Genomic DNA, 15,571 nt, shown 5'->3' on the forward strand with positions numbered 1-15,571 from the left:
CAGACAAGATATTCGAAATAAACAAAAATCGCAATATCCGAAACGAGTGATTGGCCTCCGGGCTGGTATGCTCAGGATAGTGATTTTATTCAGGGAGCCACGGTATGGCAGGACCCGAGTACACGGATGTCGAGAAGCCCTTTATCGATCAGCTGGTAAGCCAGGGCTGGGAGTACCTGGCCGGTTCGGTGGACGATCCCGCCGTGACCCACCGCGAGAGCTTCGCTCAGGTAGTGATGGAGCCGCTGCTGAGAGATCGTCTGCGCAGGATCAACCTGCGTGACGGTAACCCCTGGCTGGATGAGGCGCGCCTGGATCAGGCAGTGGCGGCCATCACCCGGCTGCCGGCCAGCAAGGTGCTGGAGGCCAACAAGCTGGCCACCGAGCTGCTCCATGATGGGCTGGCGGTGGAGGGGCTCGAGGGATGGGACGGTGGCCGTGGGCAGGTAGTGCGCTACATCGACTGGGACGAGCCCACCAACAACGTCTTCACCGTGGTCAACCAGTTCAAGGTGAAGTGCCCACCCGGCCACGACTCCGCCAAGGGCCACGTGATCCCGGATCTGGTGCTGTTCGTGAACGGCATCCCGCTGGTGGTGGTGGAGTGCAAGAGCCGCACCGTGCCGGAGGGGCTCAGCGAAGCGGTGGATCAGCTACGCCGCTACCATAACCAGCGCTTCCTGGAGAATGAGGTGGGGGAGCATGAAGGCGCCCCGGCGCTGTTCGCCACCTGCCAGTTCCTGGTGGCCAGCAACTTCGACGAGGCCCGCGTTGGCACCGTTGGTGCTCGCTTCGCTCACTACCTGAGCTGGAAGACGGTAGCCCCGATGCGAGAGGCGGAGGTGGCCATCGACCTGGACGTGGCGGAGCTCTCGGCCCAGCAGCGCCTGATCGCTGGCATGCTAACCCGCACCAACCTGCTCGATATCGTGCGTCACTACACCCTGTTCATGAATATTGGCGGCCAGGAGATCAAGCTGGTGTGCCGCTATCAGCAGTTCCGTGGCGTCACCCGGGCCGTTGAGCGCCTGAAGAGCGGCAAGACCCGCCGCGAGGATGGTGAGAGCGATCGCCGAGGCGGCATCGTCTGGCACACCCAGGGCAGTGGCAAGAGCCTCTCCATGGTGTTTCTGGTGCGCAAGCTGCGGACCGACCCAGCGCTGCGCCGCTTCAAGGTCGTGGTCATCACCGACCGCAAGGACCTGCAGGCCCAGCTCTCCGCTACCGCCGAACTCACCGGCGAGAGCGTCGAGAAGGCCGGCAATACCACCCAGCTCAAGAAGCTGCTGAGCCGCGAGGGACCCGGCCTGGTATTCGGCACGGTTCAGAAATACAGAGACCAGAAATATCGCGACCCGGATGCCGAGGGAGAGGGTGAGGCAGCGCCGGAAACAGATGAGGCTGGCGCCAGCAGCGGGCTGGACAGCGGCCGCCGTGATGCCGCCGAACCGAGCGCCGCTACCCCCAAGAAGCCGATCCTGAGCGAGCCCTTCGAGGTGCTCAATACCAGCGAGGACATCCTGATCCTGGTGGACGAGGCCCACCGTACTCAGGCCGGCGACCTGCACGCCAATATGATGCGCGCCCTGCCCAATGCCGCGCGCATCGGCTTCACCGGCACGCCGATTATCATGGGCGACAAGAAGCGCACCCACGATATCTTCGGCGAGTACATCGACCGCTACACCATCAAGGAGGCGGAGCAGGATGGTGCCACGGTGCCGATCCTCTATGAGGGGCGCACCACCAAGGGGGCGATCAAGGAGGGCGCCAGCCTCGATGGCCTGTTCGAGGATCTGTTCCGCGATCACAGCAAGGAGGAGCTGGAGGCGATCAGGAAGAAGTACGCCACCAAGGGGCAGATCTTCGAGGCGCCACAGCTGATCCAGGAGAAGGCCCAGGACATCCTGCGCCACTACGTCACCCATATCCTCCCCAACGGTTACAAGGCCCAGCTGGTGGCCTACAGCCGCCGGGCCGCCCTGCGCTACGTCGAGGCCCTCGAGCAGGCCAAGGTAGCGCTGCTGGAGGAGGCCATGGCGCTCTCTCCCGAGGACAAGGCGCTGGAAGAGGGCGAGCTGCTGTTGCGCCCGCCGCGGGTCAAGGCGGCGATCCAGGCCTGGCGCTATCGCAAGGTGCTGGCTGAGCTCGAGTTCGCGGTGGTGTTCAGCAGCGGCAACAACGATGATCCCGCCTGGGCGAAGTGGAGCGACCGCGCCGCCGTCGAGAACCACATCAAGCGCTTCAAGAAGCCGCTTCCGCCGCTGGATGACATATCCCAGCCATCACAACATCACGATCCCGCCAAGCACGACCCGCTGGCCTTCCTGATCGTCAAGAGCATGCTGCTCACCGGCTTCGACGCCCCCATCGAGGGGGTGATGTACCTCGACCGCTCACTGCGCGAGGCAGAGCTCTTGCAGGCCATCGCCCGGGTCAACCGTACCGGCCACGGCAAGACCCACGGCATCGTGGTGGACTACTTCGGTGTGGCCAACCACCTCAAGGAGGCGCTGGCCGCCTACAGCGAGGAGGACATCGAGGGTGCCCTGCAGAGCCTCAAGGATGAGATCCCGCTGCTGCGTGACCGTCACCTGCGAGTGGTCGATGTACTGCGCGCCCAGGGTGTGGACAACCTGGATGACGCCGAGGAGGCGGTACAGGTGCTCGCCGATGAACGGCTGCGGGCCGAATTCCTGGTCAAGCTCAAGGAGTTCAACCGCAGCCTGGATGATGTGCTGCCGCGCCCCGAGGGGCTCGAGTTCGTCAATGACGCCAAGCGGCTCGCCTATATCCACGCGCTGGCGCGCAACCGTTACAAGGACACCAAGGAGCTCGGTCGCGACATCGGCAACAAGGTACGCAAGCTGATCGACGACTACGTGATCTCGCTCGGCATCAATCCACGTATTCCACCGGTGCAGCTCACCGACGCCGAGTTCGACGAGCATATCGGCCGCCAGGTGGGCGACCGCGCCAAGGCCTCGGAGATGGAGCACGCCGTGCGCTCCCACGTGCGCAAGCACCTGGACGAGGACCCGGTGAAGTATAGCCAGCTGAGCGAGCGTCTGGAGGAGCTGCTCGACCAGCTCGATGGCCAGTGGGCCGAGCAGGTGGAGGCGTTCAAGGCGCTGATTGAGCAGTTGCGGGATGGAGCACCCGGTCCAGGCGAGGATATCCCTGACATGCCCGCCCATGCTCAGCCCTTCTGGCGCGAGCTGATGGCCAGCGCCGGCCTGGAGGTTGAACAGATGGAGGCTGCCACCGCCCAGAAATTGCTCGACGCCACCGAGGAGGTGGTGGCCACGATCCAGCAGGAGATCGCCATTCCCGACTTCTGGAAGCCCTCCCATATTCCCGACCAGGAGCGCCTCAAGCAGCACCTGTTCAGCCAACTGATGATGGGCAGCCTGGTGCCTATCGACCAGGCCGAGGCCACCGCCGAGCGGCTCTTCGACCTGGCCCGCAGCAACCACCACAAGCTGGCGAAAGCATGACGCAGCTCTCCGTGGATGATCTCACCTTCGAGGTGCGTGAGAGTTCTCGCCGCAAGACGCTCGAGATCACCGTGGACCGTGACGGTGAGCTGATCATCGCCGCGCCCACCGGCATCGACGAGCAGCGGCTGCGCGACTTCGTTCTCGAGAAGCGCTACTGGATCTATCAGAAGCTGGCGCTGAAGGCCGAGCGCCGCCATCGGCTGCCGCGCAAGGAGTACGTCAACGGCGAGGGGTTTCTCTACCTGGGGCGCAGCTACCGGCTCAAGCGCGTGTCACCGGACGACCAGGTGGCGCCGCTCAAGCTTGTCGCCGGCCGCTTCCAGCTACGCGAAGACGCCCTGCCCGACGCCCGCGATCACTTCGTGCGCTGGTACAGCGCCCGCGCCAGCGACTGGCTCACCGCCAGGGTCAAGGAGCACGCCCGGCGAATGGATGTCGAGCCCGCCGGCGTGACGGTCCAGGACCTCGGCTACCGCTGGGGCTCCTGCGGCAAGGGCAACCGAGTCTACTTCCACTGGAAGACCATCCTGCTGCCCCGGCATATCGCCGAGTACGTGGTCGTTCACGAGCTGGTTCACCTGCACGAGCCCCATCACACCCCGGCCTTCTGGCGCCGCCTGGAGCGCGCCATGCCGGACTATGAGCAGCGTAAGGGCTGGCTCGCTAGGCAGGGTATCGAAGTGGAGGGGGTGTGATCCAAGGCGAGGATCAGGCTCAGCGAGGCGGGACGCCTGCTGGTGGAGCACTACCACGCCCAGCACGCTGCGAAAGCGGTGGTTGAGAGCGCTGTGGATAACATATCAATGCCATCAGGTTTGAATAGTCAGCGCGTTAACGCCTAATCTGCTGATATACCGGCGTCGCCGGGTCTTCACCAACAACAAGCCATGGAGATCAGCATGACCCTGTCTGCCCGCAAGCCTCTCGTCTCGCGCCTCGGCCGCTCCCTCGCTGCCGCTCCGCTGCTGACGGCCTGTCTCGCCGCCGCTTTTGCCGGCAGCGCCCAGGCCGCCACCACCGTCAACATCGGCTACAACGGCGCGCCGGATCCCGACAAGAATGCCGTCCACGTCTTCGCCACCAACCTGAAGGCGCTGGTCGAGGAGAAGACCGAGGGCGAGATCGAGCTGAAGCTTTATGCCAATAGCCAGCTGGGCGAAGAGCAGGAGCGCATGGAGCAGGTGATGACCACCCCCAGCCTCAATATCGCCTCCTTCGCCGGCATGTCGCCGGTGGTGCCCGAAGTCTTCGTCAGCGCGATTCCTTTCCTGTTCGACGACTTCGAAGCGGCGCGCACCTTCTTCGACGAGGGCCAGTACTGGCAGGCGGTGGAAGACGCCCTGCGTGAACGCACCGGCCTGGAGCTGCTCGCCGTGGTGGAGGAGGGCGGTTTCCTGGCCTTCACCAACGACGCGCGCCCGATCTCGTCCCCCGAGGACTTCGAGGGGCTGCGCTTCCGCGCCATGGACCCCAGCCAGGTCGCCCTCTATGAGGCCTTCGGCGCCTCCGGCACCCCGATCCCGTGGACCGAGGTCTACATGGCGCTGCGCACCGGGGTCGCCGACGGCCAGATGAACCCGCCCATGTACATCATCCTGGGTAGCCTCTACGAGGTGCAGGACTACCTGACCCTGGCCAACATCCAGTACTCGGATCAGTTCCTGGTCGGCAACGGGGCGATGATCGATGGCTGGGGCGAGGAGATGCGCAGCGCCTTCCTGGAGGCCGTCGAGGAGGCCAACCAGATGGCCCGCGAGCACAACGAGGCTCAGGTAGACGAGCGTATCGCCTACCTCGAAGAGCAGGGCATGGAGATCATCCGTCCTTCGGAAGAAGAGCTGGAGGCGTTCCGCGAGCTGGGCCAGCCCGCCTACCTGGAGTGGCTAGGCGAGCGTGATATCGAGCCGCGCTTCATCGAGATGGCCCTCGAAGACGCCGGCATGACCCACCTGGCCGAGTAAGCATCGCCAACCCACGGGGCAGGCGTCCGCGCCTGCCCTAGGCCTCAATTCGCGACACTCCCGGAATCCTTCATGTCATCCTTGAACGCTCGCGTGCTGGGTATCAGCCGCCGTGTGTCCCTGTCCGTGGCCAGCACGCTGCTGCTGATCGACCTGGCCATCATCCTGTTCGGCGTCTTCATGCGCTACCTCGCCGGTGGGGCGCCCATCTGGACGGATGAGCTGGCCCGTTACCTGATCATCGGCAGCGTCCTGCTGGCCGCCGGTGCCGTCTGGGTCGAGGGCGGCCACATGCGTGTGGCGCTGATCGAGCGATTGTTGCCGGTATCATTGCGACGCCTGCTCAACCTCTACCAATGGCTGCTCACCCTCGGCATCGCCATCGCCGCGGCGATCTTCAGCTACCGCTACGCGCAGTCGGTCGCCATGTTCACCAGCCAGGGGCTGGGGGTCAGCCGCACGGTGCCGGTGATGGCGTTGCCGATCGGCTTTGCGCTGCTGGCCTGGCAGGCGCTCTGGTACGGGCCGGCACCCCTCAAGGAGCTCTCGGAGACGGCGGAGACGGAGGGGGCGTCATGACCCTGACCATGCTTGCCGTCTTCCTGGTACATGTGCTGCTGGGCCTGCCCTTGTTCATCTCCCTGCTGGCCACCGCGCTGGTGGGCTTCCTGTTCGTCGACCCCAGCATGATCCCGCGCATGCTGCCGCAGCAGTTCTTCGGCGGCATCAATGCCTTCTCGCTGATGGCCATCCCGCTGTTCATCCTGGCCGGCAACCTGATGAACGTGACCCGCCTCACCGATCGTCTGATGGCCTTCGCCAAGCTGCTGGTAGGCCACCTGCGCGGGGGCATGGGGCATGTCAACGTGGTGTCCAGCGTGTTCTTCGCCGGCGTCAACGGCTCGGCGGTCGCCGATACCTCGGCGCTGGGCTCGCTGCTGGTGCCGCCGATGCGCAAGGAGGGCTACTCCACCGCCTTCGCCGCCGGGCTCACCGCCGGCAGCTCGTTGATCGGGCCGATCATCCCGCCGAGCATCTTCATGATCCTCTACGCCTCGCTGACCAACACCTCGGTGGGCGACCTCTTCCTCGCCGGGGTGATTCCCGGGCTGCTGCTGGGCGCGGCCTTCATGGGCATGAACGCCTGGTATGCCTGGCGCGTCGGGCTGGAGAAGCGCGGCGGGTGGCCTGGCGCACGCGAGCTGCTGGTCACCGCGGTGGGGGCGCTTCCGGCGCTGGTGGCGCCCTTCATCATCGTGGCGGGTATCGTGCTGGGGTTCGTCACGCCGACCGAGTCTGGCGCCCTGACCGCCCTGTATGTCGCGCTCTGCGGCGCCGCGCTCGGCAACCTTCGCCTGGCCGACCTGTGGAAGGCCATCGTCGATACCACGCGGCTGACCTCGGCCATCTTCGTGATCATGGCCGCCTCGGCCACCATCAGCTGGCTGCTCTCCTACGCCCAGGTACCCAACCAGTTCGTCGAGCTGCTGGCGCCCTACATCGAAAAGCCGGTGGTGATCCTGCTGATGCTGAGCCTGATCACCTTCGTCACCGGCATGTTCATGGAGGAGGTGTCGGCGCTGATGCTGCTGACGCCGATCTTCTCCCCGGTGGCGATGATGGCCGGGATCGACCCGGTGCACCTGGGCATCATCATCACCCTCAACATCACCATCGCCTTGATCACCCCGCCCATGGGGGCCTGCGTGTTCGTGGCGGCCGCGGTCAGCCGGCTGGAGATCGTCTCGCTGTTCCGGACCATCTGGCCCTTCGTGCTGACCGCGGTACTGGTGCTGTTACTCCTGATCCTGTTCCCGGGGCTGGCGCTCTGGCTCCCGACGCTGCTTGGATAGTGCCATGACGGATTCCCTTTCTCAGTTGACCGCCACCCCGATCGTCGCGAGGCCCGAGCCGGACTGGCCGGTGCTGACCCGCATTCCCATCCGGGGCAGCGACGAACCCTTGATGCCGCTCAGCCTGGCGCCATCGCCGATCAAGGTGTTCCCCGTGTATGCCAAGCAGGGGCTCCCGGGGGCGGTGAACGAGTGCTACGTGCGCGAAGGCGTGTACCGCCGCCTGCTCGAGGTGGCGCGCTCGCTGCCCGAGGGAATGGGGTTGATCATCCTCGACGGCTGGCGTCCCTGGCGGGTCCAGCAGTACCTGTTCGATACCCTGCAGGACGCGATTCGCGCCCACCACCCCGAGCTCGACCAGGAGGCGCTGCTGGCGCGCACCCGCGAGTTCGTCTCGGTGCCCAGCCACGAGCCCGACGCACCCAGTCCCCACCTGACCGGCGGGGCGGTGGATGTCACCCTGAGCGATGCCGACGGGTTGCCGCTCGACATGGGCACGCTCTTCGATGAAGCGGTGCCGGCCTCCCACACCGCCTACTTCGAGACCCTTGCAGAGCTGACAGAAACGCAGCGGCAGGTGCGCGACAACCGGCGCTTGCTGTACTCGGTGATGCATAAGGCCGGCTTCACCAACCTGCCCAGCGAGTGGTGGCACTACGACGCCGGCGACCAGCTCTGGGCCCATTACGGCCAGCACAAGCAAGCGATCTATGGCCCGGCCGAGGTGGAGACCGTCGAGAGTCGGTGGCGGAGGCAGCTTTAGGTCCTGCGTTCTAGCAACCGTCACTACAGGAGCGCGCCATGCCGAACTATGAGCTGCACAAGGGCTGGCTTGCCCGGCGCGGCATCGAGGTGGAGGGGGCGTGAGGTCGAGGCGCTGAGTTACAGGGGGCCTAAAGCCCCCGCGTGAACCTTGACGACGTCCATCATGGCGTTGGCTGCGGCCGACCGCGAGGTGCGGGCCGGAGTAATAATGCCCAGGGTTCGCGGTACGTTGGGGTGCGTCAATGGGCGCCACTCCAGGCCTTCGGCCGAAATTTGCTTGAAACTGAGCGAGGGCAGGGCGGCGACGCCGAGCCCCGCCGCGACCATTCTGCCCGCCGTACCGATCTGGCTGACCTCGCACATCACATCCATCCCGGTGCCGAGCTTCTGCAAGACATCATCGATGGCTTGACGTGTGCTCGATAGCCGGCTGAGCGCGATGATCGGAAAGGCGATCAGCTCTTCCCATCTGACTGTCTTGTTCTCGAGCAGCGGGTGACCCTGTGGGCAGACGGCAACGAAGTGGTCGTCTACCAGCGGCTCGAAGTGAATGGCCTCGGCCGCACCAGGCTTCACCGAGAAGCCGATATCCGCGCGTTGGCTGCTGACAAGCTCATCCACCTGATTGGCCAAGACGTCGTGCACATTGATCGCAATGTTGGGATATCGACGGCGATAGTCGGCCAGCACCGCAGGCAGAAAGCCGGCGGCGAGGGTGGGCAGGGCAGCCAGGGTGACCTTTCCTCGCTCCTTGTTGAATAGCTCACCGAGATCGCCCAGGGCGTCATCCCAGTCGCCGATCAGACGCCGTGCCATGGGGAGAAAGTGGCGCCCTTCGGGCGTCAGCTGTACCCCCCGGGGGGAGCGGTTGAAGAGGGCGCCGCCCGCCGACTCCTCGAGCTTGCGAATGGCGATGCTCAAGGCGGGCTGAGAGAGATGAAGACGTTCCGAGGCCTCGACGAAGCTGCCGTGCTCGGCGATGGCCACGAAGGCCTTCAGCTGACGTATCGATGGCTGCATAAAAAAAATAAAAGTCCCGTTCGAATAATTATATTAGACATATACTAGCATCCTTTCCCATGCTGGGGATGTCGCAAGACACCCGTCTATTGGACGCCAAAACCAACAACACCAGAGAGAGCAACGCCATGTCGTCATACAAAACCCCGCTGCTGGCCGCCATGATCAGTGCCGGGCTGATGGCCGGTGCCGCCCAGGCCGAGGAACAGCTGCTGATCGGCTCGACGTCCACCTCGTCGAGCCAGTACGGCTATTTCGTGGCCGTCGGTCAGATCATCAACCAGGAAGTGGAAGGCGTCCGCGCCTCGGTCGTCGAGACGGGAGCCACCGTCGATAACCTGCGCCGAATCCTTCGCGATCAGGTCGATATGGGGCTTGTCACCACCAATGTGGGCTATCACGCCTACGCCGGAGAGGGTGAGTTTGCGGACCGCAAGGTTGATAACCGCCTGCTTTGGGTGTATTCCGCCGCCCCACAGAACGTGGTCATGCGGGTGGATGCCGGCGTCACCTCGATGGCCGAACTGGAAGGTGTGGAACTGAATCCGGGGATCACCGGCTCGGCCACCGAGGCGACCACCATGGCCGTGATGGAGACCCTGGGGATCTCGCCGGACTACGTACGTGGCTCTACCACCGATGTGGTGGCCGGTGTCAAGGACAGCCGCATGGCGGGCTACGTCAAGTCTGGCGTGGGCAACAAGCTCGACGGTTCATCGCTGGATATCGCCACCTTCACTCCGATCGAGGTGTTGTCCCTCACCGAAGAGCAGGCGGATACGCTGCGCCAGCAGATGCCTGATATCTCGGTGGTGGATATTCCGGAAGGCGCCGCCGAAGGCATACCCGCCTATACCACCTGGAGCTTCGGCCTTGCCATGCACTCTTCGCCGAACCTCGATGAGGATACGGCCTATGAGATCGTCAAGGCGGTGATGGAGAATCCTGACCCTCAAGTCAGCGCGCTGGCCAACCTGGCGGATGTGGACCTGGCAGAGCTTACTCTGGAAAGTGGCACCGTGCCCTTCCACCCCGGAGCGGCCCGCTATTTCGAGGAGCAAGGCTACGAGATTCCTGACCACCTGAAGCCGGTGGAATAAGCCCAGGAGCCCGATCCCATGCGTAATACCATGTTGATGCTGGTCGCCCTGGCGCTAGGGGGCTTTATCTTCTACACCTCGGCAACAGGGCCCCTCGATAGCCTGGTACATCGAAGCGTCTTCCTTGCGCTGGTGATCGGGCTGGGCCTTCTCAGTTTCCCCCTGGGTGCGGGCCAGTCCTGGCGCCCAGTGGGGATCATTATTGATCTGTTGCTGGCCGCCGGTGCCATTACGGCCTGTCTCTACGTCACCGTCAAGGCAGACGACATCCTGTCGACGCTGCCCTGGGCGACCACCCAGGACATGCTGCTGGCGGGTATCTTGGTGGTGAGCATCCTTGAAGTTGCCCGGCGCGCCATCGGCTGGATCTTTCCAGTGCTCGTGGCCCTTGGCATTGCCTATGCGCTTTTCGGTAACCATCTCTCTGGGCCGTTGAGCCACCGAGGCTTCGATACCGCCTTCGTTACCGAAACCCTTTTCCTCGGTGACCTGGGGATCTGGGGCATGTTGCTGGGTGTAGCGGCCACCACGATTGCGGCGTTCGTCCTGTTCGGCTCTTTGCTGTTGCATACCGGGGGTGGTCAGACGTTCATCGACCTCTCCATGCGCATCGGTGGACGCAGCCAAGGGGGTGCGGCCAAGATCGCCACCGTCGCCTCCAGCCTGTTCGCCATGGTCAGCGGAAGTGCTGTCGCCAACGTCGCGACGACCGGCAACTTCACCATTCCCATGATGAAACGCTTGAAGTATCCCGCCGCCTTCGCCGGTGGGGTTGAGTCGGTAGCCTCGACGGGGGGGCAGATAGCACCGCCGATCCTGGGTGCTGCCGCCTTCATCATGGCCGAGATTCTGGGCATCAGCTACGTCACCATCGCCCTGGCGGCTCTGCTGCCTGCGGTGCTCTTCTACATTGCGGTGTTTTTTACCATTCATCTGGTGGCGGTGCGTCGCTCTCTGCCATTGGTGCCGGAGGCCGATTTGCCACGCTGGCCAGACGTGCTGCAGCTCAAGCGCATAGTGCCGATCGTAGCAGCCCTCGGAGGCCTCTTCGGTGGCGTGCTCAAGGGCTACTCGATCCAGTACGCGGCATTCTTGGGCATTGCGCTGCTGCTGGTGAGCTATGTGGTCTTCGGGGTGCTGGATCGCATGCCGCCCAGAAAGATGCTGCGCATGCTGATGACTGGGCTGGAAGATGCCGGCAAGGGCATGGTGATCATCGGTGTGCTGCTGGCGGGGGCGCAGATCCTTGTGGCCATGCTCAACATGACGGGGATCGGGGTGACGTTATCGACCCTGGTGGTGAGCGTCGCCGGTGAGCAACTTTTCCTGGTGGCCCTGATTGTGGCCGCTATCTGCTTGATCATGGGCATGGGCATACCCACCACGGCGGCTTATGTGCTGGTGGCCGCCGTCCTGGCGCCTGCCCTGACGCGCATGGGCGTTGAACCGCTGGTCGCTCATCTCTTTGTTTTCTACTTTGCCACGATCTCGGTGATCACTCCGCCCGTGTGCATTGCGGTATTCGTCGCCGCGGGTATCGCCCAGGCGGGCTGGTTGCAGGTAGCGGGCCATGCCGTTCGGCTTGGTGCAACCACTTACATCATTCCTTTCCTGATCTTGGCCTACCCGGCATTGATTGGCATGGGGGACGCGTGGGACATCAGCGTGGCGGCGCTGCGTGCCCTGGCGTTTGTCCTGGCGTTTGCCGGCGTGTTGGGCGGCGCCCGCTTGACGGGTCGTCGCTGGCTGGATACCGCCATGCTTTCGATCGTCGGTGTCCTGGCCGTGCTGCCGGGGGCTGCGCCTGGCTTGGTCGGCGTCATTGGCCTGTTCGCCCTATATGGCTGGGCCTGGCGTGTGGCACGTCGTAACCCGTTGCAGGGAGCATCATCATGAACCATATCGAATCGCCGTTGACGCGCATCGCGATCATCGGTTGCGGGACCATCGGCGTCAGTTGGGCTGCCTACTTCCTTTCCCGGGGCCTGGAGGTCAGAGCCTTTGACCCGGATGCTTCGGCTAGAGCGGCTTTCGTAGACCTTGTGGCTGCCGATATGGTCACACTGGGCAACTCTCCCTGCCAGCCCACGGTATGCGGTTCGCTGGCTGAAGCAGTCGCGCAGACAGAGCTAGTGGTGGAGAATGCGCCGGAGTCGATCGAGCTGAAGCGGAAGTTGCTGGCCGATGTGCAACGGCTGGCACCGGATACGGCACTGATCGTGAGCAGCACGTCTTCGCTGCAACACTCCGATATCGCGCCGGATGCTCCAGAGCCTTCGCGAATCGCGGTCGCTCATCCCTTCAATCCGCCCCACCTGGTGCCGCTGGTCGAGCTCTACGGGACCGATCCGGAGGTGGTCGCAAGGCTGGCCACCTTCTATCGCGCTATCGGTAAGCAGCCTGTGGTGATGCGCAAGGAAATGGTGGGACATATCGCCAACCGACTTTCCTCTGCGCTGTGGCGTGAGGCCCTCTATCTGCTGCAGGAAGGGGTTGCCAGCGTCGAAGATATCGACAGGGCCGTGACCGCGGGGCCGGGAATGCGCTGGGCTATCCAGGGCCCTTTCCTGACCTACCACCTGGGGGGTGGCAAGGGGGGGATTCGACACTATCTCGAACACCTGGGGCCGAGTCAGCAGTACCGCTGGTCGAGCCTGGGAACCCCGGTAATGGATGAGACCTTGAAGGCCAGTGTGGTGACGGGCGTCGAGCAGGTGACGCATGGTCAATCACTGGCCGAGCTTTTTGCTCAGCGAGATGCCCGCCTGGTGTCGCTGCAACAGGCGATCGAGCCTGAGAATCAGCCCGCGGAGGTGCGGTCATGACGATGCCTTGCCTGTTGATGGTGGCCCCCAACGGCGCGCGGCGCACCCATGCCGACCACCCGGCAATACCGCTGACCCCGGAGGCGCTGGCCGCGGATGCCGTGGCCTGCCGCGATGCTGGCGCGGCGATGATCCACGTGCATGTTCGGGAAGACGACGGCCGCCACCTCCTGGATGCGGCAGCTTACCGGGAGGCGTTGAGTGCGATAAGAGCGGCCGTCGGTGATGAGATGGTGCTGCAGGTGACCAGCGAGGCAGGGGGGCGATATGGCCCCGAGGCGCAGCGGCAGCTGCTGTCGGAGCTGCGCCCCGAAGCGGTCTCGGTGGCGATACGTGAATTGTTTGGTGATCCGCAGCAGGTCGAGGCGAGCGGGGCTCTGTGTCGTGACCTCCAGGCCGGCGGTAGCAGCGTTCAGTATATTCTCTACTCTCCTGAAGACTTGATCTACTTCAACCAGTTGCGTGAAGCAGGGGTATTGCCACCCGGAAGTGCCTTTCTTCTATTTGTGTTGGGCCGCTACGAGACCCCACCCGTGGCAGACCCCTCACGCTTGCCTGGGTTCCTCGCAGCACTAGCGCCTGAGGATCGTTGGGCCGTCTGTGCTTTCGGGCCGACGGAAGGCGACTGCATGGGGTTGGCGGCAAGCCATGGGGGGCATGCGCGCGTGGGATTCGAGAACAACCTCTGGCGTCCCGACGGCAGTGTCGTAGAAGACAACGCAGAACTGGTACGACTGGCGCGTGAGCGTATCGAGACCAGCGGTCGCACCCTCATGAATCCTCGTCAGGCTCGAGCCTTTCTCGGGTTGCCTTCGGTGTATTCGGGGGGTGAGACATGACCGTTGTCGTGGGGTGTGGTGCGGGCTTCTCGGGTGATCGTACCGATGCCGCTGTGCCGTTGGTGGATGCGCTGCTCAGCTATGATGCACCGCGTGCCCTGATGTTCGAAACGCTCGGAGAGCGAACCTTGGCGGCGGCGCAGCTGGCTCGTCTTCAAGACCCCGACGGGGGAGATGAGCCGCTACTGGAAGCCTTCCTTGCACCGGTGCTCGGTGACTGTTTGCGCCATGATGTCACCGTGCTGGGTAACTTCGGGGCGGCGAACCCCGAAGCCGCCCGCAGGCGAGTGGCAGGGCTGGCCGTGCGTGAAGGCATCGCTGAGGCGCGTATTGCCGTGATTCAGGGAGATGATGTCCGTGAGCAGATGCACGCGCTCGACTGGCAACCCTGGGAGGGTGAACGCCGTGAGCTCCCGGAGCCCAGTGCTGTGGTGGCCGCCAATGTCTACCTCGGTGCTGAGGCGCTGGTGGAGGCCCTATCCCAGGGGGCTCAGGTGGTGATCACTGGGCGTGTGGCCGACCCCGCCTTGGCGTTGGCACCGCTGCGCTACCATCACGACTGGGCACAAGACGACTGGGACCGGATTGCCGCCGGGACCCTGGCGGGGCACCTTATCGAGTGCGGCGCCCAGGTGACGGGGGGCTATTTCGCCGACCCAGGCGTCAAGGACGTTCCCGGCATGGCAAGCCTCGGGTACCCCATCGTCGAGGTCGAGCGCGATGGGAGCCTGATCGTGACGAAACCGCCAGGCACGGGCGGGTTGGTCACCGAGCAGACCGTCAAAGAGCAGCTTCTCTATGAGATTCACGATCCAGGCGCCTACGTGACTCCGGATGTGGTCCTGGATCTTACCGGTGTTGAGGTTCGCCAGGTCGGCCGTGACCGGGTGTCGGTAAAAGGTGTGCGTGGCAAGCCGGCACCGGAAAGACTGAAGACCACCATCAGCTTCCTCGAAGGTTACCAAGGGGAGGCAGAGATTTCCTATGCGGGGCCAAATGCACTGGCGAGAGCCAAGCTGGCACGCGATACGCTGCGTCAGCGCCTGGCTAGCCGATGTCCGGCTGACATGAGGTCACGCTTCGATTTGATCGGCATATCCAGCGTGTTCGATGGTGATTCAGCCGTCTGGCGCGACATTCCTGGAAGCCTGTCGGAAGATATTCGTCTGCGACTCGCTGTGGAGCATAGGGAGCGTGCCGTTGTTGAACTGGCGACCCAGGAACTGCTCGCTTTATATTGCTGTGGCCCGGCTGGAGGAGGGGGGGTGAGACGCCATCACACCCGCCGTCTCAAGACGGCGTCTTACCTTGTTCGGCGTGAGCAGGTGACGCCGCAAGTCAGTATTAAGCAAGCGAGGGTCAGTCATGCATAGCGAGCATCTTGCTCTCCATCATTTTGCCCATGCCCGGGCCGGTGATAAAGGAGATCGCCTTAACCTTGCTGTCTTCGTCTATCGGGAAGAGCATTACAGTTGGTTGTTAGGGCAACTGACCGAAGAGCGTGTTTCAGACCTCTTTTCGCACCGTGGCGTTACCAGAGTGAGACGCTACCCTATGGCTAATCTCGCTGGTATTAATTTTGTGCTAGACGACGTGCTTCAAGGAGGGGTGAATGGTTCCCTCAATCTTGATGGTCACGGCAAGACGCTATCTGCGATGCTGCTTTCAATGTTGGTTGAGAGCCCTGTCGCGCTGAAGTTATCCTGAA

13 protein-coding genes are annotated in these 15,571 nt (G+C 63.7%); 12 read left to right on the forward strand and 1 reads right to left on the reverse strand.

Annotation, left to right across the window (positions count from 1 at the left end; genetic code table 11):
- Positions 1-104 precede the first annotated feature (104 nt).
- From NFH66_RS06065 to NFH66_RS06090, 6 genes are all read left to right on the forward strand, one after another.
- The gene (locus NFH66_RS06065) at positions 105-3,497 is read left to right on the forward strand and encodes a type I restriction endonuclease subunit R (protein ID WP_349609141.1); all 3,393 of its coding nucleotides are present in this window, start codon (positions 105-107) and stop codon (positions 3,495-3,497) included.
- Positions 3,494-4,195, forward strand: coding sequence for a M48 family metallopeptidase (locus tag NFH66_RS06070; protein WP_349609143.1), 702 nt, complete (start codon positions 3,494-3,496; stop codon positions 4,193-4,195). Before NFH66_RS06065 ends, NFH66_RS06070 begins: the two co-directional genes overlap by 4 nt.
- A gap of 204 nt (positions 4,196-4,399) precedes the next feature.
- Complete coding sequence (locus NFH66_RS06075; protein WP_349609145.1) at positions 4,400-5,461, forward strand: TRAP transporter substrate-binding protein; 1,062 nt, start codon at positions 4,400-4,402, stop codon at positions 5,459-5,461.
- Positions 5,462-5,533: 72 nt separating this feature from the next.
- A complete protein-coding gene (locus tag NFH66_RS06080) occupies positions 5,534-6,040 on the forward strand; it encodes a TRAP transporter small permease (RefSeq protein WP_349609147.1) in 507 nt (168 codons plus the stop codon).
- The gene (locus NFH66_RS06085; RefSeq protein ID WP_349609149.1) at positions 6,037-7,314 is read left to right on the forward strand and encodes a TRAP transporter large permease; all 1,278 of its coding nucleotides are present in this window, start codon (positions 6,037-6,039) and stop codon (positions 7,312-7,314) included. The genes NFH66_RS06080 and NFH66_RS06085 overlap by 4 nt, the downstream gene beginning before the upstream one ends.
- A 4-nt stretch (positions 7,315-7,318) precedes the next feature.
- Positions 7,319-8,077 carry a M15 family metallopeptidase gene (locus tag NFH66_RS06090; protein ID WP_349609151.1) on the forward strand — a complete coding sequence of 253 codons (759 nt, stop codon included), beginning with the start codon at positions 7,319-7,321 and terminating at the stop codon, positions 8,075-8,077.
- A gap of 119 nt (positions 8,078-8,196) precedes the next feature.
- Here the strand turns inward: NFH66_RS06090 and NFH66_RS06095 are convergent, their stop codons facing one another.
- Positions 8,197-9,099: a LysR family transcriptional regulator gene (locus NFH66_RS06095; RefSeq protein WP_349609153.1), complete on the reverse strand. Its 903-nt coding sequence runs from the start codon at positions 9,097-9,099 to the stop codon at positions 8,197-8,199.
- An 89-nt stretch (positions 9,100-9,188) separates the two neighbouring features.
- On the opposite strand from NFH66_RS06095, the gene NFH66_RS06100 reads away from it, so the two are divergent.
- From NFH66_RS06100 to NFH66_RS06125, 6 genes are read left to right on the forward strand one after another with little or no spacing between them, the layout of a single operon-like run.
- A complete protein-coding gene (locus NFH66_RS06100; RefSeq protein WP_349609155.1) occupies positions 9,189-10,199 on the forward strand; it encodes a TAXI family TRAP transporter solute-binding subunit in 1,011 nt (336 codons plus the stop codon).
- 18 nt (positions 10,200-10,217) lie between these two features.
- Positions 10,218-12,095, forward strand: a complete 1,878-nt coding sequence (locus NFH66_RS06105) for a TRAP transporter permease (RefSeq protein ID WP_349609157.1) — start codon at positions 10,218-10,220, stop codon at positions 12,093-12,095.
- Complete coding sequence (locus NFH66_RS06110; protein WP_349609159.1) at positions 12,092-13,024, forward strand: 3-hydroxyacyl-CoA dehydrogenase NAD-binding domain-containing protein; 933 nt, start codon at positions 12,092-12,094, stop codon at positions 13,022-13,024. Before NFH66_RS06105 ends, NFH66_RS06110 begins: the two co-directional genes overlap by 4 nt.
- A complete protein-coding gene (locus NFH66_RS06115; RefSeq protein WP_349609161.1) occupies positions 13,021-13,863 on the forward strand; it encodes a beta-keto acid cleavage family enzyme in 843 nt (280 codons plus the stop codon). The genes NFH66_RS06110 and NFH66_RS06115 overlap by 4 nt, the downstream gene beginning before the upstream one ends.
- Complete coding sequence (locus NFH66_RS06120; RefSeq protein ID WP_349609163.1) at positions 13,860-15,236, forward strand: acyclic terpene utilization AtuA family protein; 1,377 nt, start codon at positions 13,860-13,862, stop codon at positions 15,234-15,236. The genes NFH66_RS06115 and NFH66_RS06120 overlap by 4 nt, the downstream gene beginning before the upstream one ends.
- Positions 15,229-15,570 (forward strand): AtuA-related protein, encoded by a 342-nt coding sequence (locus NFH66_RS06125; RefSeq protein WP_349609165.1) that lies wholly within the window; start codon positions 15,229-15,231, stop codon positions 15,568-15,570. The genes NFH66_RS06120 and NFH66_RS06125 overlap by 8 nt, the downstream gene beginning before the upstream one ends.
- The last annotated feature ends 1 nt before the right edge of the window (position 15,571 follow it).

Origin of the sequence: Halomonas sp. H10-9-1 (assembly GCF_040147005.1) — a bacterium.
Lineage (GTDB): Bacteria > Pseudomonadota > Gammaproteobacteria > Pseudomonadales > Halomonadaceae > Halomonas.

What these genes read in the sequence shown, in the direction of transcription:
- NFH66_RS06110 (WP_349609159.1), top strand. Translation starts at nt 12,092, where the DNA reads ATGAACCATATCGAATCGCCGTTGACGCGCATCGCGATCATCGGTTGC.
- NFH66_RS06120 (WP_349609163.1), top strand. Translation starts at nt 13,860, where the DNA reads ATGACCGTTGTCGTGGGGTGTGGTGCGGGCTTCTCGGGTGATCGTACC.
- NFH66_RS06090 (WP_349609151.1), top strand. Translation starts at nt 7,319, where the DNA reads ATGACGGATTCCCTTTCTCAGTTGACCGCCACCCCGATCGTCGCGAGG.
- NFH66_RS06085 (WP_349609149.1), top strand. Translation starts at nt 6,037, where the DNA reads ATGACCCTGACCATGCTTGCCGTCTTCCTGGTACATGTGCTGCTGGGC.
- NFH66_RS06105 (WP_349609157.1), top strand. Translation starts at nt 10,218, where the DNA reads ATGCGTAATACCATGTTGATGCTGGTCGCCCTGGCGCTAGGGGGCTTT.
- NFH66_RS06075 (WP_349609145.1), top strand. Translation starts at nt 4,400, where the DNA reads ATGACCCTGTCTGCCCGCAAGCCTCTCGTCTCGCGCCTCGGCCGCTCC.
- NFH66_RS06115 (WP_349609161.1), top strand. Translation starts at nt 13,021, where the DNA reads ATGACGATGCCTTGCCTGTTGATGGTGGCCCCCAACGGCGCGCGGCGC.
- NFH66_RS06080 (WP_349609147.1), top strand. Translation starts at nt 5,534, where the DNA reads ATGTCATCCTTGAACGCTCGCGTGCTGGGTATCAGCCGCCGTGTGTCC.
- NFH66_RS06070 (WP_349609143.1), top strand. Translation starts at nt 3,494, where the DNA reads ATGACGCAGCTCTCCGTGGATGATCTCACCTTCGAGGTGCGTGAGAGT.
- NFH66_RS06065 (WP_349609141.1), top strand. Translation starts at nt 105, where the DNA reads ATGGCAGGACCCGAGTACACGGATGTCGAGAAGCCCTTTATCGATCAG.
- NFH66_RS06095 (WP_349609153.1), bottom strand. Translation starts at nt 9,099, where the DNA reads ATGCAGCCATCGATACGTCAGCTGAAGGCCTTCGTGGCCATCGCCGAG.
- NFH66_RS06125 (WP_349609165.1), top strand. Translation starts at nt 15,229, where the DNA reads ATGCATAGCGAGCATCTTGCTCTCCATCATTTTGCCCATGCCCGGGCC.